The organism is Planktotalea sp., assembly GCF_018607965.1.
Classification (GTDB): domain Bacteria; phylum Pseudomonadota; class Alphaproteobacteria; order Rhodobacterales; family Rhodobacteraceae; genus Planktotalea.
This window is the reverse complement of the sequence record NZ_JABBAM010000154.1, coordinates 1-20915: the sequence shown is the minus strand read 5'-3', so window position 1 is coordinate 20915 and position 20915 is coordinate 1. Positions and strand designations below refer to the sequence as shown.

Below are 20915 nucleotides of genomic sequence, written 5' to 3'. Positions count from 1 at the left end.
TCTGCCATCGCTCTCGCTGCAACCGTCATCTTTTGGTTATGAGTCCTGACCCTAGCATGAATCGGCATGTGAAATCACGAATTCTGCCACAATTCTCTGATTGCCGGTTTTCGCTTCGTTGCGATTAGCTGGAGTCTTGAGCGGCTGGCAAGCAGCTAAAAAAGTAAATGGCATTTAGGGAATTGAACAAAAAATGACTTCGGGGGAAATTTTTGAGTGAGCTGTCATTTTTGGAAAATAGCTCAGAATTTGATGCAAAAAGGGCAAAGTGTTCGAATCACCTGCTAACTGGTGCTGCTAGAGAGAATCGAACTCTCGACCTCTCCCTTACCAAGGGAGTGCTCTACCTCTGAGCTATAGCAGCGCCGTGTGGGCGGCTGAATAGTCGCGTTTCAATACTCACGCAAGCGCAATCTGGACGCTTACATTCACGTGCGTTAGAGAAGGCATATGACACAGACGAAAGAACCCAAAAAGCAGGCCAAGAAACCGAATTCTCGTGAGGATCGGTTGAAAGCGGCATTGAAGGCGAATTTGGGTCGGCGTAAAGCACAAGAAAAAGTGCGAACAAGCGCAGAGCAGGATCACACGCCCGAGGGCGGCATTAAAGAGTAGGGCAGGCACATGGATTCCATTCTCGTTCGAGGCAACGGCGCGCTTAACGGACAAATTCCGATTGCGGGTGCAAAGAACACCGTTCTTAAACTGATGTGCGCTGCGCTGTTGACGGATGAACCCATGACGTTAACCAATGTGCCGCGCTTAGCGGATATAGGCACGCTGAGTGACGTTCTTGAATCACTTGGTTGCGAAATTGCTCAGCTTTCTGACGGACGTGTGCTGGCGCTGAACGCGACAGAATTAACTTCGCACAAAGCGGACTATGATTTGGTGCGCAAGTTGCGGGCGTCTTTTAACGTGCTCGGCCCCATGCTGGCCCGCGCGGGTGAGGCAATTGTTTCGATGCCTGGCGGCTGTGCGATTGGTGCGCGCGCTGTGGATATGCACTTGGATGCGCTAGAATGTCTTGGTGCAACGATTGAATTGAAAGATGGCTACGTCCACGCGACTGCGCCGAATGGCTTGACGGGCGCAGTAATCCCGCTGCGCTTTGCGTCCGTTGGTGCAACGGAAAATGCGATGACAGCTGCGTGCTTGGCCAAGGGCACGACAATCATCAAAAACGCGGCGCGTGAACCGGATACAAAGGCGCTTGCGGATTGTCTGATCGCGATGGGCGCGCAGATTGAAGACGCTGGAACCGAGACAATCACAATACAAGGTGTCGATAAACTGCATGGCGCAACACAAGCCGTCATTCCGGATCGCATCGAAATGGGTACGTTCATGATCGCCCCAATGATTGTGGGTGGTTCAGTTGAACTGCTTGGGGGTCGCCTTGATCTGATCCCGTCTTTTGCGGAAAAGATGCAAGAAGCAGGTGCTGTCATTGAAGAGACCAAGCTTGGTTTGAAAGTGACCAATCCCGGAAATGGCATCAATCCAGTGAACGTCACAACCGAGCCCTTCCCAGGCTTCCCCACAGACCTTCAGGCGCAATTCATGGCGATGATGTGCTTTGCGGATGGTGTCAGTGTTTTGAATGAGACGATTTTCGAAAACCGCTTTATGCACGCCCCTGAACTTTTGCGCATGGGCGCGAATGTTGAAGTGCGCGGCGGTACAGCGACAGTCACTGGTGTTGATAAAATGAACGGTGCTCAAGTCATGGCAACGGATTTGCGCGCGTCTGTTTCTTTGATCCTTGCGGGTCTACGCGCAGAGGGAGAGACGCAAGTGAACCGCGTCTATCACCTTGATCGCGGATACGAGAAGATCGAAGAAAAGCTAAGCGCAGTGGGCGCAAATATCGAACGGGTCTCTGGGCGATGATCGAGGATGCGCGCTTTGAAGATGGTGTAGAAGCCTCCCTAAATGTGGGTGCACAGGACGCGGACAACCTTCAAATCATGTCTGCGCTTGTGCAGGACAGCGTGTTCCCCTCTGCGGAGATGCGGTTTGTCGCGTCCGAGGGGCGTTTTGCTGTACTGCTCAATCGTTTCCGTTGGGAAGACGGTGACAAGCGCGCGCCAGAGCGTGTGCAATCGCTGTTGCATTTTACAGAAGTAAGCAACGTCTCAAGCCAAGGTATTGATCGTGCGGACAAAGACATGATCTTGTCTATTCTTAGCGTTGAATTTGAACCAACCGAGGCACCCTCAGGCCATGTTATTATGACGCTGGCTGGCGACGGTGCGATCCGTTTGGACGTGGAAGCATTGGACGTCACTTTGAAAGACGTGACGCGCCCCTATGTGGCACCGTCAAAGAAAACGCCAAACCACGAAGAATGATGCGACGGAAAATATGCGTCGCGCCGTTTCACCCTGTATGAGAATAAAAAACAGGGACATTTGAAACAATGCAGCGCCTTTTGAGACCACTGGTCTTTCTATCGCTCCTTTTGTCAGGGGCGATTTTTGGGTTCTTTTACGCATGGGTCTGCTCAACCATGTGGGGCCTGGATACGCTTGATCCAAACACAGCAATTGCTGCGATGAACGCGATGAATATCTCGGTGCGCAATGGCGTGTTTATGCCAGCGTTCTTCGGCACGCCCGTGGCTCTAATACTGACAAGTGTCATCGCGCTTCTCTCGGGTCAGCGCAAAGTTGCGTTTTGGATCGGTGCAGGTGCGTTTGTCTATATAGTGGGTGCGTTCATCCCGACAGCCAGTATCAACGTCCCGATGAACATTGCGCTAGAAGCATATTCTGACCCGCTCCCCCGTGAGCAAGCTCAATCAATTTGGGATGCCTATTCGCCGCGCTGGCAATTCTGGAATATCGCGCGCACCTTTGCTTCTGGGATTACGCTCTTGATGGTTGGCCTTGGCTTGTACGCGTTGCCGCGTCGCAGCTAAGCGCCCTTGAGACTGTCCATTTCTGACGCTAAGTTTGGGCTTAGACACAGGGGGACGCCAATGCCGCAATTTCTAAGCACGAGTGATGCAGATTTCGAAGCCCGTTTTACGGACGTTCTAAACGCGAAACGTGAAGATAGTCCTGACGTGGATGCAATCGTTACTGATATTATTGCCGACGTGCGTGCACGCGGGGACGCAGCCGTGATTGATCTGACTACAAAGTTCGATCGCATGACGCTTACCCCAGAAACGCTTGCGTTTTCACCCGAAGAAATTGAAGCAGCTTGCGCAAGCGTGCCGGATGCTGAACGCGCGGCCCTCGAAATGGCGGCTTCCCGCATTCGGGCCTATCACGAACGCCAAATGCCAGAGAATGCAAGCTGGACCGACAGCATTGGTGCGACCCTAGGGTGGCGCTGGACCGCTGTTTCTGCGGCTGGCCTTTATGTGCCGGGCGGCTTGGCATCCTATCCGTCTTCCGTCTTGATGAATGCGATCCCTGCCAAGGTTGCAGGCGTCGAACGTCTAGCAATCGTCGTGCCTACACCCGACGGCATCGCCAACCCCGCCGTTCTTTTGGCGGCACGTATCGCTGGTGTCGATGAAATCTATCGTATCGGTGGTGCGCAAGCGATTGCAGCCCTTGCCTACGGAACCGAGACGATCAAACCCGTCGATAAGATCACAGGTCCAGGCAATGCATTTGTCGCTGCCGCAAAACGCCGTGTGTTTGGGAAGGTTGGCATCGATATGATCGCGGGCCCGTCCGAAATCCTAGTGATCGCAGACAAAGACAACGATCCCGATTGGATTGCGCTCGATCTCCTCAGCCAAGCCGAACACGATGAAAGTGCGCAATCTTTATTAATTACAGACGATGAAGCGTTTGGAAAAGCAGTTGCAGAGGCGGTGAACAAGCGCCTCGAAACCCTAGAACGGCGCGCGATTGCGGGTATTAGTTGGCGGGATTATGGTGCAATCATCACCGTGCAAAACCTTGATGAAGCTGCGGTGCTGTCAAACCGTATCGCGCCAGAGCACTTAGAGTTGTGTGTGGCTGATCCTGATGCACTGAGCGAGAAATGTGTCCATGCGGGCGCGATCTTCCTTGGCCAATGGACTCCTGAAGCAATCGGCGACTACATCGGTGGACCCAATCACGTTCTGCCCACAGCCCGCTCTGCGCGCTTTTCCTCCGGTCTGTCCGTTATGGATTTCATTAAACGCACAACGCTTGCACGTATGACACCACAAGCCTTGCGCGCGATTGGTCCTTCTGCTGAAGTGCTCGCAACATCCGAAAGCCTGCAGGCACATGGCCTGTCCGTGACTGCGCGCTTACAAAAATTGAACGAGTAAACCTATGTCCCGCATCGCGAACATCGAAATTGACGACCGCAACCTACCGGCTCCAACGCCCGAGATTGAGCAAGAACGCAAAGTTGCGGTGTTTGATCTGCTCGAAGACAATTCTTTCGTGCTCCCATCGCGTGAAGATCGCGCGGCACCCGAGGGACCATATAATCTGACGTTGGCAATTCGTGAAAAGCGGCTGGTGTTTGATATCAAAACAGCCACAAAAGATCCGGCGGCAGAATTTCACCTGTCGCTCGGGCCCTTTCGCCAAGTGGTTAAAGATTACTTCCAGATTTGCGAAAGCTACTTCACAGCCGTAAAAAACCTGCCCCCTAGCCAGATTGAGACCATTGATATGGCGCGGCGCGGAATTCACATGGAGGGCAGCCGCATTCTGCAAGAGCGTCTTGAGGGCAAGGCAGAAATCGACATCGACACGGCCCGACGTCTTTTCACCCTTATTTGCGTTTTGCATTTTGGTGGGTGACGTGATTCAGGACCTTCCTCAGTCGGTCCTGTTTTGCTGCGATCATAACGCAGTGCGATCCCCCATGGCCGAAGGGATAATGAAAAAATTCTACGGTACGCAAACGTATGTTCAGTCCGTCGGCGTCTACAATGATCTTGAGATCGATGGTTTTTCCATTGCGATTTGTGCTGAAATGGGTGTCGAGTTACAGCGCCATCGCTCACGCTCATTCGACGAGATGGAGCAATTTGGCGATGACCTTAGTTCGTTTGATTTGATTGTCGCCTTGTCACCAGCCAGTCAACGTCGCGCTTTGGATCTAACGCGCGTCTTTCATTTAGAGGTGGAGTATTGGCCAACGATGGACCCGACGGGTCTAGGTGAAACACGCGATGCCAAGCTAAACGCATATCGCCAGTCTCGTGATCAAATCATTTCGCAATTGACCAAAAAATGGGGAGCGGCGCGGCCTTAGTCTGTCTCGGACAGCGCAACCATAAGATCAGCCAGAGTGGCAAGCGGTGCTGAACCGGCCGTGTCATCACCGTCTGCAATTTCTTGTAGCCCGATTAAACTTGCATAGAAAAGTCGAGGCATATCAGGGTTTTTCAGTCCCATTTCGTCAAATATTCCAGCCAAAAACTCCAACCGGTCCTGATCAACACGGCGCACAGCGTCGGCCACTTTGGCGTCACCCTTGGCCCAAGCTCTGATCGCAGGTTCTGCGCCAATGCCGCTGTATCGAGCTTGCGGTTCTGTCGAAATTTTCGCGAGTGCGCGCAATTTTTGCACCGCGTCTGTGACCGTACCCAATGCCTCGATAATACCTTGCGTTGCTTGCACTTCCCAATGTTCTAACATCGCTGTTTGAAACGCATGAACGTCCTTGAAATGCCAATAGAACGATCCCTTGGTGGTTCCCAAGGTCCGCGCCAAGGGTTCCGCTTTCAGCGCCTGTGGCCCTGTTGTGGTCAGTGCGCGAAAACCTGCGGCAATCCAATCAATTTGTGACAATCTGCTCATGCCAAAACATACGCTATCGTATTGACCTGTTCAAGATGAAATAATATACGCTAGCGTATGGATGCCTTGATGCGAGCAAACTAATGTGGAGCGCATCAACGCCAATGGGACTAACAACCGGTTTTCACCTTTTCATTGGAGCCTCTGAAATTATGGGGCCGATCCAAGCCGCTGATCTTGGCGGTTTCCACGCTGGGTATCGCATTCCTTGCGCGCAGGAAGAACCAGAGCTTGGCACTGTTCATCATCGCGATCCAAACCGGGTTTTCAGGGCTCTTCTTGTTCTATAATCTGACAGCTTTTGATGGGCTTTTCACACTACCTCTACGGACCGTGTTTCTGCTTGTTTTTGCCTTCATGGGCGAGTCGATTTACAAAGACGCTTGAAAACAAAAAAAGACCCTCAACGCAGAACGTCGAGGGTCACTCAAAACCAAGCCGTGCCGCCCATGCTACCCGAGGAGGCGCCGTGCGATGACCTGAGCTTGAATTTCTGCAGCACCTTCAAAGATATTCAAAATACGCGCATCACACAAAATACGCGAAATTTTATATTCCAGCGCAAACCCGTTACCGCCATGAATCTGCAGCGCATTATCCGCTGCAGTCCACGCAACACGTGCACCCAAAAGCTTGGCCATGCCTGCCTCAAGGTCACACCGCCGCCCCGCGTCCTTTTCGCGTGCAGAGAAATACGTAAGCTGACGTGCGATCATGATTTCCACTGCCATCATCGCAATTTTGCCAGACACGCGTGGGAAATCAATCAGGCTTTTGCCGAATTGTTTGCGATCTTCGGCGTATTGCATCCCTACATCCATCGCCGATTGTGCAACGCCAATTGCGCGGGCCGCTGTTTGAATACGCGCGCTTTCGAACGTTTCCATCAACTGCTTGAAACCTTTACCTTCCTCTTTGCCCAGCAGGTTTTCGCCCTTCACACGAAAGCCATCAAAGGCCAGTTCATATTCCTTCATGCCGCGATACCCAAGGACCTCGATTTCGCCGCCGGTCATGCCCTCAGTTGGGAATGGAACCTCGTCAGTGCCAGGCGTTTTTTCGGCCAAGAACATCGACAGACCTTTGTGATCTGACGTAGCTGAATCGGTGCGCGCAAGGAGCGTCATGATCTGCGTGCGGGCCGCGTGGGTGATCCAGGTCTTGTTGCCCGTCACTTTATAATCGCCGTTTTCATCCTTGACGGCGCGCGTGCGCAGGGCCCCCAGATCAGAGCCTGTGTTCGGCTCTGTGAAAACGGCGGTTGGCAGTGTTTCCGCAGAGGCCAGTTGTGGCAGCCATTTTTGCTTCTGCTCTTCTGTACCACCGGCGATGATCAACTCGGCCGCGATTTCAGAGCGCGTTCCAAGAGAGCCGACACCAATATAGCCACGTGAAAGTTCCTCGGACACAACGCACATGGATGCCTTGGATAGACCAAAACCACCGTATTCTTCTGGAATAGTCAGGCCGAATACGCCCATCTCGGCTAACTCGTCGATGACCTCCATTGGAATTAACTCGTCCTTGAGGTGCCATTCATGCGCAAAGGGTTCAACCTTTTCAACGGCATAACGGCGGAACTGATCGCGGATCATTTCCAGTTCTTCATCTAGACCAGAGGCACCAAACATCGTGGCACCGGCTTGCTGCTGCATCAGTTCTACAAGGCGCGAACGTGCGGCTTGGGTATTACCACCTTGGGTCAGAGTCATGACTGCGGGGCCCATCGTGGAGCGCATGTCATCTTGGCCAAGCCCGATATCTTGCAGGCGCAGAATTTCGCCCTGATTCATCGGAATGCCACCGTAGATCTGCCAAAGGTACTCACCGAATGAGATCTGTAAGAGCAGTTGTTCTAGCTCGCCGAACTTACCATCCGCGCTTTGGCGTTCGGCCCAGCCCTGCATTTGACGCAGGCTTTCAACGTATGTCGCAAGCCACGCGAGCCCATGGCTAGCTGTTTGGTTTTGCTCAATAAGTGCTCCAGATACGCGACCGCTCTCAACGACCTGCGCACGCAATTTCTCACGTGCGATCTCAAGGATCGCCTCAACTGGACCAACCGCAGACTTTGTCAGTTTTAGCAGGTCTGGAAGAAGCACGGGTGCTGCCAGTGTCATGTCTTGTCCATCATGTGCCATTCAAAACTCTCCTAAAAACCTTTGATGTAGGATAATCCCTTCGCAGTTGCAGCGCAACAAAAATACGAAATACGTGAAGTAATTGTTTTTATATTACGTGTTGATTTGCCAAAATTCAGAACTACGCAGCCAACCTGCACAATGCTAAAAGCAGTCATGGACATCCTATTCGCGATTCTTCCGCCCTTTTTAATGGCTGTTGCCTTCACTGTCGCCTTTGTTGCAGGGGTGATCAAAGGTATCGTTGGCTTTGCGATGCCAACGATACTGTTGTCGGGTCTCAGCACGTTCATCGCACCGGATCTCGCGCTTGCAGCATTGTTGCTTCCCACTTTGGTCACGAACGGTATGCAAACGTTTCGCTACGGTCCGCGCGAAGTCTGGCTGACGATGAGACGCTTTCGCCTCTTTCTCAGCGTCGGAGGCGTAACAATATTCAGCGCGGCACAATTGGTACCCGTTCTACCGACCCAAGTCCTGTTGCTCGTGATCGGCCTTGCGGTCACAGGTTTCGCTCTGTGGCAGCTGAGCGGCCGTGCGCCAGTGCTGGGTAGTTGGGGTCAAAACACGGCCCTCGATGCAATCAGCGGGGCCTTTGCAGGTCTCATTGGGGGTGTTTCGGGCATGTGGGGGCCGCCAACCGTTGCCTATCTAACGGCGATTGGAACCGAAAAACGTCAACAGATGTTGGCGCAGGGCGTGATCTATGGGCTGGGCGCGGTTTTGCTGGTCGCAGGGCATGTGAAATCAGGTGTGTTAAACGAACGAACTTTGCCGCTTTCTCTGGCACTTCTGCCGCCTGCGATTTTGGGCATGTGGATTGGCGTGCGTGTGTCTGACAAGTTTGATCAAGCTGCTTTTCGCAAGATCACATTGCTTGTATTGATCTTTGGTGGCCTAAATTTGTTGCGGCGCGGTGTGTTCGGGTAGGGCACTTATCGCCCGCTCGAAAACACCTGCAAAAGCTGATGGGGGGCGGTACGCGCAAGGCGGATAGCAGGCCACGCTGTTGCAAGGATCGCTGCGATAACCGCGATGATCGATAGGACCAAATAAGATAACGGGAAAACGAACATCGGCAATTGCCAGCCAAAGGCGGCAACATTTACCACGGCCATCAATGCCCATGACAAGGCCAGCCCAAGTGGTATCGCAAGGCAGGTCACACCTATTGCCAACACGACAGATCGGATCAATTCCAATCGTCCAAGCTGAGCGCGTGTGACACCTAGGGCCCAAACAGGGGCAAGCTGAGGTAGGCGCATTTGCGCAAGCGTGAGCAGGCTCATCATGATCGAAAACCCAGCAACGCTGAGCGTCAAAATGTTCAAAGCAGCAGTAACAGTGAAAGTTTGTTCGAATATCCCAAGGGAAAGCGCTTTGATACGGGCTTGATCGGCGATCGCAGTCGCGGGCAGGCCAAGTTCTGTTCGTAAAAGCTGCGTGAGCGCGCCGATCGTTTTTGGGTCTGTACGCAACCCGAAGCGCGTGGGTTGGATGTTCGGGAATTCCGACTGAAACGCATCCAAACCGATCATCATTTGCGGTGCTGGGTTGCCATAATCAGAGTATATTCCAACAATAGTCTGGCCCTGCGCACCTGGGACTTTGTCGCCAACTGACAGACCTGTACGACGCGCCAATTGTTCATTGATGAGCGCCGCATCAGGTGTTTTCAGTTGATCCCACGCATCGTTGGTTCGTGCCAAAAGCGGCCAATGATCGCGATAGGTTGAGTGATCTGTGATCGCGTAGATTTTTGCAGCTTGTCCATCCAACAACGTCGGTGCGCTGACGATTGGCAGGATTGCATCGACCTTTCCCTGCAGAGCAATGCGCATGGCATCGGCTTGCTCGGCGCTGTCTAATGTTACGTAAAGTTCAGAGGCCAATCGCTGATCCAACCAACCAGTGAATGTTAAACGAAAGCTGGACACCATGGTGCTGACACCAACGTTTGTCGCAATTGCCAACATCAGCGCCATCAGCGCCATTGAAAGGCCGGGAACTTGGCTGCGCGTGTCTGCCCAGAACCAGCTTGGTAATGCGTTGGTCGCGAAACGCTCTAAAACTGCGAGACACTGGTCCAAAATCCACGGCAGTAAAAACGCAGTGCCGATAAGTAAACAGCCCAATAGAATGAACCCTTGGATCAAGCTTGTGGCGATGATGCTTAACACAGCGGCGATGGTCAGTAGCGCCATTCCAGTGAACGCCAAACCCACCATGACGCCCCTTGATGCGCCGGCCCACGCTTGGGGCGTGCCGGCTTCCATCAAAGGGAGGCGCGAGAGGCGCAAGAAGGTTCCGGTGCTTGCAACAAGTGTTCCGCCAACGGCCATTCCCAAACCTGACGCCCACCAAGACGTGCGAATTTGTAGGGTGCCTGTGACCTCTGCACCGTACAAACCGCGCAGCGTTGCGGCGACATCTGGCAGAAGGGCAGCTGCGATCAAATAACCCAGCAGAACACCGCATAAGCCCGCAAGTGTTGCGAAAATCAGCAGTTCTGCAAAGAGGAGCGCAATGAGTGAACGCAGCGACAGGCCAAGCGCACGCAGGGTGCGAAACATCGCGCGGCGTTGTTCAAACGCAAGGCCGATTGCGCCATAAACAATGAACAAGCCGACGGCAAAGGAAAGCAGACCAAAGGCGGTTAAGTTCAAATGAAAGCTGTCAGTAAGTCGCGCGATGTCGCCGGTGTTGGCCTGCGCTGAAATGCGCCTTAGCTCTGGCGCTATAGAACTTAGCGCTAGCTGCAACTTTGGCTGGCTTTCCAGTACAATAAAGCGATCAAATGTTGTTTTGCGATCCAATAGTTTCGCGGCGATGGCGATATCGACCAAGATGTTTCCGTCTGCAAGGCTGTCTTCAACATCAAAATCAAGCCCTAAGGTGATGGCAGCACTACTCATGTCACTGGCGATCAACGCGAAACCAGTGCCAGAGAAAAACCGATCCAAAGGAAGCGTTTGCAAAGAAGACGACGCATTTACGATTGGTGCTGTTAGTGGTTCGATGCCCAGAATGCGAACAGACATTCCGTCCACGTCCAGTTGCCCTTCGATTTGGGGTGATACCAACCAGCCTGCGCGCCGTAGTTTGACGTAATCCTGCAGTGTTAAGACTTGACCCTCAGCAGGGACCAATTGATCCAACTGACCCTGAGAAACTTGGGACGCAGCCGCGCCGTAACTCGCGCGCGCCTCTGTATTGATCGCTTGCACGCCAGACCAAAGCGCCGTGGCCAAGGCAAGACCGACCAGCAACGTGAACAGCTGCAAAGGATTGCGCCACCAATGCGAAAGGAGTGCTGTGAGGGCAGGGCGCGTTGTCATGGGGCGATGATCCCGCCGCGCAAATGCAACTGTCGATCCAATGCGCCTGCTTGTTTGGCTGAATGGGTCACCATCAATAGGGATGTGCTGGTTTCGCGCAAGATTTCCAATAGTAGATTTAGAACGGATTGCGCCGTGTCTTCGTCCAGATTTCCGGTGGGTTCATCGGCGAGGATCAAAGATGGCTTTGCGGCCAAAGCACGCGCAATCGCAACGCGTTGTTGCTGGCCACCAGACAGGGCTTCGGGATATTTGCTGAGATGTTCAGACAGGCCCATCCGCTGTGCAAGATCTGTGCACCAATTCGGATCATACCGCCCGGAAAGTTGTGCTTGGAATGCAATGTTGGCGCGCACATTTAGACTTGGGATTAGATTGAACTGTTGAAAAACCATCCCGACTAACTGACGTCGCAAGTGCGCACGTGCGGTGTCGCTGGGTGCTGACATGCGTTGTCCGTCTACTTCAATGACGCCCTGATCTGGAACATCAAGACCTGCGATCAGATGCAGCAGCGTGCTTTTTCCCGAACCCGATTCACCCATAAGTGCAAGGCTTTCACCGCGCCCAACAGCCAAGGATACACCCCGTAACACGTCGGTTTTGACATCGCCAACAGCATAGCTTTTTCGAATATCTTTCGCGGTCATGTGCATTGGGGGTCTCCACTCTCTTTGGACTAATAGATAGTGGCGCGTGAGGGGTTTCAAGCGGCACTCTGCCAAGTCTTCAAGCTGTTGTTTACGAAGCAGTTTTATTCCTCTAAAATCTCTCGGTAATACTTTTTTAACTTTTTGTGTGGAATGTGCTTTGACAAAGTTTTTCTTTCTTGTTTCGGCCTGTGCACTTCTCACGGCTTGCGGTGATCCGCTGGCCAAAGTGGACAAACTTTCGTCTGTTGAACTGGCTGAAGATGTCGGCATCGTAGGGGCTTTGCCTGATCCAGCAGAAGCAGCGCGTCAGGGCGGTTTGTTTTCGGGCCTTTTTGGTCGCGCATCCAAAGTTGATGATCCTCAATTGCAAACAAGCACGAACGCGACGGTGAGCGCGGCACTTGGTGGCGTTACCGCGCCGACGAATGATCTAGCGTCCCAGGTGGCGGTTGTTGCGCCTGTGGCTGAGCCAAAGAAAAGCGGCTTGTTTGGATTTCTGCGCGCGAAAGACGAGGGGCAAACACTCAACCCTGACACGCCGCAGTTAGCATCGGCCCCAGCTCTTGCAGCAGTGGAGCCGATAGAGGCGACGCTTGCCGTCGAGCCGGAAAAACGTGCGGTTCTCACCGCTGCGTTACCTGTTTCTGAAGAAAAACCGCGCCGTGGATTGTTTGGCTTGCTTGCAGGTGCGCGGGCGAAAGAAAACACGCTCAACTCTGATACAAATGTCCGAACCGCATCAATTGGGCCTGTGATTTCTTCGAATACTCAAAATAAGAAAAGCGTTTTTAAGTCGAGAAAGCGCGCTCACAAGGGGCCAGATGTCCAAATTGTTCCGTTTGGGATGACTTTGCCGCCCGGTGCCATTGCTCGCGTTTGCGATCTGCCCGTAGGGCGTCTGGGAAAAGAGATTGAAAAATTCCCGGCGCGTGGTCGTGGCTACAAGATGTTCGATAGCAATCCCACATCTGGCGGAACACGCCCGTTCTATGTGACTGGATTTGATGACAACTGCGCCCGAACTTTTACAGCCGCACTTGCGATGTTCGGAAGCCCTACAATGCATGAACAATTGCGCTACGGGCTGCCCAGAAAAGTGCAGCCGTACAGCACGACTGACAAAGCCTACGAGGGTATAAAGGGTTCAGTTTGTGGCGTCGGGAAGAATAAGGCCTGTGGAGCCAAGATCAAAACGCTCGAAAAAGATACCGTATTTATTTCGATTTACGATCGTATTGGCAGTAACGCGACATGGTCGAATGTCTTGCTTCACAAAGGCTGGGTGCTTGCGACAGATCGCAAAGGTTAAAATGCGGCCCTAATAATGCGGTGGACGTTCGTCGCCGATAACTATCCCACCACCGCCTTGCGCGTCGCGCTCGCCTTCGCGTGACATCAACATTTGCACGCGATGCGTCAGGACCGCAATTTCACGTTCTTGACGCGCGATCACATCAGACAATTCATCTGTTGTTTTCAAAAGCTCGGCTGCCATCTCTTCGAGGGCCTGAAGTCGTGTATCATCCATAGTGTTGCGCGCTATCATGGCATCGCTGATTGCGCAATTCATGCGTGCCTGTTGCCCCCTTGGCTTGTGGGCGGTAAAGGGCAGCATCCAGTCCGTCGAAAGAGAGACCCATGGCCAAAGTGAAAAAAGCCCCCCGTCCCAAGGCGCAAGCCCCCAAGGGATTTCGCGACTATTTCGGCGTGGAGGTAACTGAGCGCAACGAGATGCTGCAAAAGATTGCAGGGGTCTACCATCGCTACGGGTTTGATGCGCTTGAAAGCTCGGCTGTTGAGACGGTTGAAGCGCTGGGCAAATTTCTTCCTGACGTGGATCGCCCCAACGAGGGTGTGTTTGCGTGGCAAGAGGACGAGACAGCAGATTGGCTAGCCTTGCGCTACGATCTTACGGCCCCTTTGGCGCGCGTTTATGCAGAAAACCGCAATGAATTGCCCACGCCCTATCGCCGCTACGCGATGGGTCCTGTGTGGCGCAATGAAAAGCCGGGTCCGGGACGGTTCCGCCAGTTCTATCAATGTGATGCAGATACTGTTGGCGCACCGTCGGTGGCTGCGGATGCAGAAATTTGCGCGATGTTATCTGACACTTTGGAAGTCGTCGGCATCGAACGCGGCGACTACATCGTGCGCGTAAACAACCGCAAGGTTTTGAATGGCGTGATGGAGGTCTGCGGGATCGCAGGCGAAGACAAATCCGCCGAGCGTGGGATCGTTCTGCGCGCAATTGATAAACTGGATCGGCTAGGCGCTGATGGTGTTCGTGCGCTTTTGGGTGAAGGTCGTAAAGACGAGAGCGGGGATTTCACCAAAGGCGCTGGGCTAAGCGCTGAACAGGCAGAAATCGTCATGGGTTTCATGTCCGCGAAACGCGACAGCGGTGCGGTAACAGCTGCACGTTTGAGCGAGCTGGTAAAAGGATCCGAAGTCGGTGAAACTGGTGTTCAGGAATTGCTAACCATCGCGGAATTGCTAGAGGCGCAGGGCTACGGATCGGATCGGATCGAGATTGATCCATCCATCGTGCGTGGCCTTGGGTACTACACGGGTCCTGTTTACGAGGCTGAACTGACCTTTGAGATCAAAGATGAAAAAGGACGCCCGCGCAACTTTGGCTCTGTTGCGGGTGGGGGGCGTTATGATGATCTGGTGAAACGCTTCACCGGTCAGGAAGTGCCTGCAACGGGTGTTTCAATCGGTGTGGATCGCTTGCTTGCTGCGCTTCGTATGAAGGGGCGTGTGGAAAGTCATTCTGCGGGTCCGGTTGTGGTGACAGTCATGGATAAAGACCGCATGTCTGACTATCAGGCCATGGTCGTGGAGCTGCGTAACGCGGGCATCCGTGCAGAGGTTTATCTCGGCAACCCCAAGAACTTTGGCAACCAATTGAAATACGCGGACAAGCGCAATTCACCCATCGCGATTATTGAAGGTGGCGAAGAAAAAGAGAACGGCATCATCCAGATCAAGGACCTGATCCTTGGTGCGAAAATTGCGGAAAGTGCAACGCGCGAAGAATGGCAGGATCGCCCTAGCCAGTACGAAGTGCCGCGCTCTGAACTGATCGCAAAGGTGCGTGAGATTTTGGAAAGCCAAGCGTAATGAACACGGTTTCTGCGAAGGCGACCGCGCTGCGTGCGCGTTTTGAAGCGGCAGGTGCTGTTCCTGTGGAAACGTCGATCTTGCAACCTGCAGACACGTTGCTGGATCTGTACGGCGAAGACATTCGTGGGCGTGCCTATATAACGTCAGATGCGCTGCGCGGTGAGCAAATGCTGCGCCCTGATTTCACAGTTCCCGTTGTGCAAATGCACATGGACGGCGGCGCAGATCCTGCACGTTACACATACGCGGGCACAGTTTTTCGTCGCCAAGAAGAGGACGAAAGCCGTCCCAACGAATATACCCAAGTGGGTTACGAAGTGTTTGATCGCGTGGAACCCATCGCTGCAGATGCGGAAGTATTCGCACTGATTTCTGATGCTTTGGGTGATGCGCCTGTTCGGGCCTCAACAGGGGATATCGGGATCTTGATGGCAGCGGTTTGCGCACTTGGTACGTCTGAGGCACGTAAGGCTGCTTTGATGCGTCACATATGGCGTCCGCGAAAATTTCGTGCGTTGCTGGATCGTTTCTCCAAACCAGCTGTTGCGCGTGATATTCTAAAGACGTCTGATCCTTTCGCGAAAGCTGGCCCTGAGATTGGGTTGCGCCGTAAATCTGACGTTCTAGCGCGTCTTGATGCGCTGCGAAAAGATATTGAAACCAAGCCGATTTCTGCGCGTGAAATTGAACTGATCGAAGCCCTGTTGAATGTGCGTGCCATGATGCCCCACGCGTTGGAACAACTGCGCGATTTGGCGGTGGATTTGCCTGCGATTAGCTCTGCTGTTGAACGTCTTGGCCAACGGATGGAAGCGCTTAAGGCGCGTGGGATCGATGTCGTTAAGCTTGAGTTCGAAACCAGCTATGGCCGTAGTTTGATGGAATATTACGATGGTTTCGTCTTTGGGTTTTACGCCGAAACGCGTCCTGATTTACCACCGATTGCAACGGGTGGGCGGTATGACGCGCTAACGCAACGTTTGGGGCAGGGCGCTGAAATTCCGGCAGTTGGAGGCGTTATTCGTCCTGATTTGCTGCTGGAATTGGAGGGTGCGGTATGACCATAAAATTGGGTGTTCCCTCTAAAGGGCGGTTAATGGAAAAGACCTTTGATTGGTTTGGCGCGCGCGGCGTGCAGCTAAGCCGAACAGGGTCGGATCGTGAATATGCGGGTGCTGTTGAAGGCGTTTCAGGGATAGAGTTGGTGTTATTGTCGGCGGGTGAAATCCCACGCGAACTGGCCGCTGGGCGTATTCATTTGGGTGTCACGGGCATTGATTTGATACGCGAAAAACTGAGCGGCTGGGAACAGCGTGTGGAAGAACTTGCACCGCTTGGATTTGGCCACGCTGATTTAATTATCGCTGTGCCGGATTTCTGGGTCGATGTGCGTAAGCTGGATGATCTTGACGCTGCCGCAGCAACGTTTCGCGCGCGAAACAACTTTAGATTGAGAATCGCAACCAAATATCACCGTTTAATCCGTGAATACCTTCGCCAAAACGGGGTGGCGGATTATCAGTTGGTCGATAGCCAAGGCGCGACCGAAGGCACTGTGAAGAACGAAACGGCAGAGGCCGTCGCGGACATCACATCAACAGGTGAAACGCTGCGTGCAAACCACTTGCGTCTTTTGGATGATGGTCCTGCGTTAAAATCTCAAGCGACTTTGCTGCGTTCAAAATCTGCACGGATGAGCAAACAAGAACGTGCAGATTTGACGACTTTGATGAAGCAGTTAGCGCTTACCTGACGCCGATCTCTGCCAATGCTGCGCTTAGTTCTGCTGGAATAGGGTCTTCGTGGGTTTTACCTGCTGGCAGGTCAGCTGGCGAGTCTTCTTGCGTCAAATAGCGCCACCCTTGGAACGGCCGTTTCAGCGCGTGTTGTGTCAGGATCAGACCTGGCTTCATCACGATTGCGCAGCGGCGGATGCCGTCTTCGCCAATAACCTCGTCGAGACGTAAAATAGGCTGGCGGGCTTGAATAATGCCTTTGATGACCCAGTATATTGACCCACCGTTGATGATTTCATCTTCGCGTTTGGGCCACATACGGGTCACGTGACGGTTCAAACCGTCGTTCGCTTTGGCGCGCATGCGTTGCCATTCATCCAAGCCTTCGACCGATTCTGTGCCAACGCTCAGTTTTATAAGGTTTATTTGCTTGCTCACAGAAATCTTCCTATTTTGACACAACGTATGGTATGTCACCTACACGCAACAACAAGGGGTGGTAGCGTCAATTATTCATAAATACTATTTTAGCGCATTGCCCGAAGCCAACCTCGCCTATAGTACGCTACCTAAACCGCCTGCCAACCAAGGAAATCGTCTGATGAATCGTTTTGCTGCCCCGATCGCCGAGCAAATTTGGGATATGAAGTACCGCTTTAAAGAAGCGGACGGAACACCAATTGATGCAACGGTCGAAGATTCTTGGGGCCGCATCGCCAAAGACCTCGCAAAAGTTGAAAAAGATCCCGAGCATTGGGAGGAGCAATTCTACGCGGCTTTGGAAGATTTCAAATATCTCCCAGCGGGTCGTATTACTGCGGGTGCAGGCACTGCACGCAATGTGACGCTCTTTAACTGCTTTGTTATGGGCACGATCCCTGATTCCATGGGTGGTATCTTTGAGATGCTCAAAGAGGCGGCGCTGACGATGCAGCAGGGCGGCGGTATTGGATACGATTTCTCCACCATTCGCCCAAAGGGTGCTGGTGTTAAGGGTGTCGCGGCAGACGCCTCTGGACCGCTTTCGTTCATGGATGTGTGGGATGCAATGTGTCGCACGATCATGTCTGCGGGGTCACGTCGCGGTGCGATGATGGCAACGATGCGGTGCGATCACCCAGATATTGAAGATTTCATAACGGCTAAATCCGACGCGGCACGTTTGCGCATGTTCAACGTTTCTGTGTTGATCACCGATCCTTTCATGGAAGCGGTTAAGGCCGATGCTGAGTGGGATTTGGTGTTTGATGGCGAAGTGTTCCGCACTGTGCGCGCTCTGGATCTGTGGAACAAAATCATGCAGGGCACGTACGACTACGCGGAACCCGGCGTTATTTTCATCGACCGTATCAACAAAGCCAACAACCTTGGATATTGCGAAACAATCGCTGCGACGAACCCATGCGGCGAGCAACCTTTGCCCCCGTATGGTGCGTGTTTGCTGGGCTCTATCAACATGGCACGCTTGGTTGCTGACCCGTTTGAGGCCGATGCCTCTTTGGACGTTGTTGCGCTGAATGAATTGGTCGCGATAGCCGTCCGTATGATGGACAACGTGGTTGATGCGTCGAAATTCCCGCTGGATGCCCAAGCGCTTGAGGCCCATGCAAAGCGTCGTATCGGTCTTGGTGTGACAGGTCTTGCAGATGCGCTGTTGATGGTTGGACAGCGCTATGGTTCCGAGGAAGCGGCGCGTCAGACGGACGAATGGATGCACGCGATCGCCCGCGCCGCCTATCTGGCGTCTGTGGAATTGGCCAAAGAAAAAGGCGCGTTTCCCTTGTTTGACGCGGATGCCTACCTTGCCAGTGGCGCGATGATGGACATGGACGAAGACGTACGCGAGGCCATTCGCGAGCACGGAATTCGCAACGCTTTGCTGACCTCGATTGCGCCAACGGGCACGATCAGCCTCTATGCAGGCAACGTTTCTTCAGGGATCGAGCCTGTGTTCGCATACGCCTACACGCGTAAAGTTTTGCAAAAAGACGGATCGCGCACGGAAGAAGAAGTTGTCGATTACGCTGTGCAAATGTGGCGCGACAAGTTTGGTGATAAAGAGCTGCCGGACTACTTTGTGAACGCGCAGACACTGGCACCATTGGATCACGTGCGCATGCAAGCTGCTGCGCAAAAGTGGGTCGATTCCAGTATTTCCAAGACGATCAACTGCCCTGAAGACATCAGCTTTGATGACTTCAAAGAGGTCTATATGGAAGCCTGGGACACAGGCTGTAAGGGCTGCACGACATATCGTCCGAACGATGTGACCGGATCCGTTTTGTCGGTGAGCGAGCCAAAGAAAGAAGCGCCCGAAGTTATCGCGAACACAGATGCAGACCCAATGCGCCCGCACGGTGACGTGGTCTATATGACAGAGCCTTTGGATCGTCCGCAGTCTTTGGAAGGCGCGACTTACAAGTTGAAATGGCCTGACAGCGAACATGCGATCTATCTGACTGTGAATGATGTGATCGTTGGTGGACGTCGTCGTCCGTTCGAGGTCTTCATCAACTCCAAAAACATGGAGCACTTTGCATGGACCGTCGCGTTGACACGCATGATGTCAGCCGTCTTCCGTCGTGGTGGTGATGTGACGTTTGTCGTGGAAGAGTTGAAAGCCGTCTTTGATCCACGCGGTGGTGCATGGGTTGGCGGAAAGTACATCCCGTCTATCCTTGCCGCGATTGGTGGTGTGCTCGAGCAACATTTGATCGAGATCGGCTTTCTTGAGGGCGAAGGCATGGGCCTGAAAAGCGATCCACAAGCTGAGATCGTCAGCATGCCGCAAAACCGTGGCAAATCTTGCTCAAGCTGTGGTCAGTACGATCTGCGGATGGTCGAAGGCTGCATGACATGCGGCAGCTGTGGTCATAGTAAATGTGGCTAAAACCCACTAACGGGCACCAATAGAATTCAAAGGCGGCCATGCTGGTCGCCTTTTCCAATTTAAAAGAGCGTTGGACAATTCCCATGACCATCACACACCTTGTTACCCATTCCGGTGGTTTTCATGCAGACGAGCTTTTGTCGTCTGTGGTTCTCACAAAGCTGTTTCCTAAAGCAAAGGTGTTGCGTAGCCGCGATCGCCAATGGATCATGCCCTCGGACGATAAAATCATTTATGATGTTGGCGGACAATATGATGCCACAGCGCAAATTTTTGATCACCATCAGCGCCCTGGCCCTTTGCGAAGTGATGATCAGCCGTACAGTTCATTTGGTTTAATTTGGGCGCATTATGGAATGGAATATCTGACGGCAATGGATGTGCCTACGCAAGATGCGGAAACGATCCATGCTAAATTTGACTCTAACTTCGTGTTGCCGATTGATCTGTTGGACAATGGGGCAATGGAACCGTCGGTTGCGGGTCCCCTTTCAATCATGACCTTGCCCGCACTTTTGGGCAGCTTGAAACCTGTTTTTGACGATGTGTCGCCCACTGCTGATGACGATGCATTCTTCGGTGCGCTTCCCATCGCGCGCAGCTTTGTAGAAGCGCAAATTCGCAAGCTTGCGGCGAAAGCACGTGCGCAAAGCATGGCTGCGAAAGCGGTTGCGGATGCTGGAACGTTGGCGATTCTGGAATTGCCAATGGGCATGCCTTATCGCTCAGCGATGGACGAAGCAGAAGCAGATCACATCCTGTTTGTGGTTAACCCGCGTGGTTCCGATTGGACAATTGGCGGCATCAAATTGTCCAATGACACGTTTGAGCAACGCGCCGATCTACCTGCAGCTTGGGCTGGTTTGACGGATACGGCACTAGAAGAGGTGTGCGGCGTTAAGGGTGCTAAATTCTGCCATAAAGCGCGCTTTATTGCGGTCGCGAGTTCGCGTGAGGCGATCTTGAAGATGGCTGAAATAGCTGTGACCGAGGCGTTGAAAGAGCAGGACGCTGCCAAATAGCCGTCTAGCCTTGTGCGTCGTTTTGGATATTACTTTCGTGAACGTTAATTCGTGGAGCAAAGTATGATTGCACAAATGCAAAAGCCGCGCGCGCGCGATCTTGGCTTGCCCTTTCGCGGCACGCCCGGTCCAAACAATGCAATCACAGATATTGCAGGTGTTGAGGTGGGTTTTACCACTTTGACAGATCCCAAGAATGGCATCCGTACAGGTGTCACTGCGATAATCCCGCGTG

At 53.0% G+C, this 20915-nt stretch carries 22 protein-coding genes and 1 tRNA gene; 16 read left to right on the top strand and 7 right to left on the bottom strand.

The window, feature by feature from the left end; translation table 11 throughout:
• Positions 1 to 289: 289 nt before the first annotated feature.
• Positions 290 to 364: transfer RNA gene (locus QZ279_RS13615), tRNA-Thr, on the bottom strand.
• A gap of 86 nt (positions 365 to 450) precedes the next feature.
• Here QZ279_RS13615 and QZ279_RS13610 point away from each other — a divergent pair.
• The 7 genes from QZ279_RS13610 (at position 451) to QZ279_RS13580 (ending at position 5226) form a co-directional block, all read left to right on the top strand.
• Complete coding sequence (locus tag QZ279_RS13610) at positions 451 to 615, top strand: hypothetical protein (RefSeq protein ID WP_293451770.1); 165 nt, start codon at positions 451 to 453, stop codon at positions 613 to 615.
• A gap of 9 nt (positions 616 to 624) precedes the next feature.
• Positions 625 to 1893, top strand: coding sequence for a UDP-N-acetylglucosamine 1-carboxyvinyltransferase (gene murA / locus QZ279_RS13605; protein ID WP_293451768.1), 1269 nt, complete (start codon positions 625 to 627; stop codon positions 1891 to 1893).
• The gene (locus QZ279_RS13600; RefSeq protein WP_293451766.1) at positions 1890 to 2354 is read left to right on the top strand and encodes a DUF2948 family protein; all 465 of its coding nucleotides are present in this window, start codon (positions 1890 to 1892) and stop codon (positions 2352 to 2354) included. The genes murA and QZ279_RS13600 overlap by 4 nt, the downstream gene beginning before the upstream one ends.
• A 68-nt stretch (positions 2355 to 2422) precedes the next feature.
• Positions 2423 to 2923: an anthrone oxygenase family protein gene (locus QZ279_RS13595; RefSeq protein ID WP_293451764.1), complete on the top strand. Its 501-nt coding sequence runs from the start codon at positions 2423 to 2425 to the stop codon at positions 2921 to 2923.
• A 60-nt stretch (positions 2924 to 2983) separates the two neighbouring features.
• Positions 2984 to 4285 (top strand): histidinol dehydrogenase, encoded by a 1302-nt coding sequence (gene hisD / locus QZ279_RS13590; RefSeq protein WP_293451762.1) that lies wholly within the window; start codon positions 2984 to 2986, stop codon positions 4283 to 4285.
• Between the two features lie 4 nt (positions 4286 to 4289).
• Positions 4290 to 4769, top strand: a complete 480-nt coding sequence (locus QZ279_RS13585) for a UPF0262 family protein (RefSeq protein WP_293451760.1) — start codon at positions 4290 to 4292, stop codon at positions 4767 to 4769.
• Between the two features lie 4 nt (positions 4770 to 4773).
• Positions 4774 to 5226: a low molecular weight phosphatase family protein gene (locus QZ279_RS13580; RefSeq protein ID WP_293451774.1), complete on the top strand. Its 453-nt coding sequence runs from the start codon at positions 4774 to 4776 to the stop codon at positions 5224 to 5226.
• Here QZ279_RS13580 and QZ279_RS13575 read toward each other — a convergent pair.
• The gene (locus tag QZ279_RS13575; protein ID WP_293451758.1) at positions 5223 to 5774 is read right to left on the bottom strand and encodes a TetR/AcrR family transcriptional regulator; all 552 of its coding nucleotides are present in this window, start codon (positions 5772 to 5774) and stop codon (positions 5223 to 5225) included. The two genes, QZ279_RS13580 and QZ279_RS13575, sit on opposite strands and share 4 nt — an antisense overlap.
• 104 nt (positions 5775 to 5878) lie before the next feature.
• Between QZ279_RS13575 and QZ279_RS13570 the strand changes: the two genes are divergently transcribed.
• On the top strand, positions 5879 to 6064 hold the full coding sequence (locus QZ279_RS13570; RefSeq protein WP_293451756.1) for a hypothetical protein: 186 nt from the start codon (positions 5879 to 5881) through the stop codon (positions 6062 to 6064).
• A gap of 162 nt (positions 6065 to 6226) precedes the next feature.
• On the opposite strand, the gene QZ279_RS13565 is transcribed toward QZ279_RS13570, so the two are convergent.
• A complete protein-coding gene (locus QZ279_RS13565) occupies positions 6227 to 7915 on the bottom strand; it encodes an acyl-CoA dehydrogenase family protein (RefSeq protein ID WP_293451754.1) in 1689 nt (562 codons plus the stop codon).
• Between the two features lie 141 nt (positions 7916 to 8056).
• On the opposite strand from QZ279_RS13565, the gene QZ279_RS13560 reads away from it, so the two are divergent.
• Positions 8057 to 8845 carry a sulfite exporter TauE/SafE family protein gene (locus QZ279_RS13560; protein WP_293451752.1) on the top strand — a complete coding sequence of 263 codons (789 nt, stop codon included), beginning with the start codon at positions 8057 to 8059 and terminating at the stop codon, positions 8843 to 8845.
• Between the two features lie 5 nt (positions 8846 to 8850).
• On the opposite strand, the gene QZ279_RS13555 is transcribed toward QZ279_RS13560, so the two are convergent.
• Both QZ279_RS13555 and QZ279_RS13550 read right to left on the bottom strand, forming a co-directional pair.
• Positions 8851 to 11253: an FtsX-like permease family protein gene (locus QZ279_RS13555; RefSeq protein ID WP_293451750.1), complete on the bottom strand. Its 2403-nt coding sequence runs from the start codon at positions 11251 to 11253 to the stop codon at positions 8851 to 8853.
• Entirely contained in the window at positions 11250 to 11909 is a 660-nt protein-coding gene (locus QZ279_RS13550) for an ABC transporter ATP-binding protein (protein ID WP_293451748.1), read from the bottom strand. Before QZ279_RS13550 ends, QZ279_RS13555 begins: the two co-directional genes overlap by 4 nt.
• A gap of 154 nt (positions 11910 to 12063) precedes the next feature.
• Here QZ279_RS13550 and QZ279_RS13545 point away from each other — a divergent pair, with 154 nt between their 5' ends.
• Positions 12064 to 13215, top strand: coding sequence for a hypothetical protein (locus QZ279_RS13545; RefSeq protein WP_293451746.1), 1152 nt, complete (start codon positions 12064 to 12066; stop codon positions 13213 to 13215).
• Between the two features lie 9 nt (positions 13216 to 13224).
• Here the strand turns inward: QZ279_RS13545 and QZ279_RS13540 are convergent, their stop codons facing one another.
• Positions 13225 to 13434 (bottom strand): SlyX family protein, encoded by a 210-nt coding sequence (locus QZ279_RS13540; RefSeq protein WP_293451744.1) that lies wholly within the window; start codon positions 13432 to 13434, stop codon positions 13225 to 13227.
• Between the two features lie 110 nt (positions 13435 to 13544).
• Here QZ279_RS13540 and hisS point away from each other — a divergent pair, with 110 nt between their 5' ends.
• The 3 genes from hisS to hisG are packed head-to-tail and all read left to right on the top strand — an operon-like array spanning position 13545 to position 16785.
• Positions 13545 to 15029: a histidine--tRNA ligase gene (gene hisS / locus QZ279_RS13535; RefSeq protein ID WP_293451742.1), complete on the top strand. Its 1485-nt coding sequence runs from the start codon at positions 13545 to 13547 to the stop codon at positions 15027 to 15029.
• Positions 15029 to 16093 (top strand): ATP phosphoribosyltransferase regulatory subunit, encoded by a 1065-nt coding sequence (locus QZ279_RS13530; RefSeq protein WP_293451740.1) that lies wholly within the window; start codon positions 15029 to 15031, stop codon positions 16091 to 16093. Before hisS ends, QZ279_RS13530 begins: the two co-directional genes overlap by 1 nt.
• A complete protein-coding gene (hisG, locus tag QZ279_RS13525; RefSeq protein ID WP_293451738.1) occupies positions 16090 to 16785 on the top strand; it encodes an ATP phosphoribosyltransferase in 696 nt (231 codons plus the stop codon). Before QZ279_RS13530 ends, hisG begins: the two co-directional genes overlap by 4 nt.
• On the opposite strand, the gene QZ279_RS13520 is transcribed toward hisG, so the two are convergent.
• A complete protein-coding gene (locus QZ279_RS13520) occupies positions 16778 to 17206 on the bottom strand; it encodes a DUF1489 domain-containing protein (RefSeq protein WP_293451737.1) in 429 nt (142 codons plus the stop codon). The genes hisG and QZ279_RS13520 overlap by 8 nt on opposite strands.
• Before the next feature lie 163 nt (positions 17207 to 17369).
• Between QZ279_RS13520 and QZ279_RS13515 the strand changes: the two genes are divergently transcribed.
• The 3 genes from QZ279_RS13515 to QZ279_RS13505 all read left to right on the top strand — a co-directional run.
• Entirely contained in the window at positions 17370 to 19658 is a 2289-nt protein-coding gene (locus tag QZ279_RS13515; RefSeq protein ID WP_293451735.1) for an adenosylcobalamin-dependent ribonucleoside-diphosphate reductase, read from the top strand.
• Positions 19659 to 19741: 83 nt separating this feature from the next.
• Complete coding sequence (locus QZ279_RS13510; RefSeq protein WP_293451733.1) at positions 19742 to 20680, top strand: MYG1 family protein; 939 nt, start codon at positions 19742 to 19744, stop codon at positions 20678 to 20680.
• A 63-nt stretch (positions 20681 to 20743) separates the two neighbouring features.
• On the top strand, positions 20744 to 20915 hold a 172-nt coding region (locus QZ279_RS13505; RefSeq protein WP_366513973.1), incomplete at its 3' end, for a P1 family peptidase.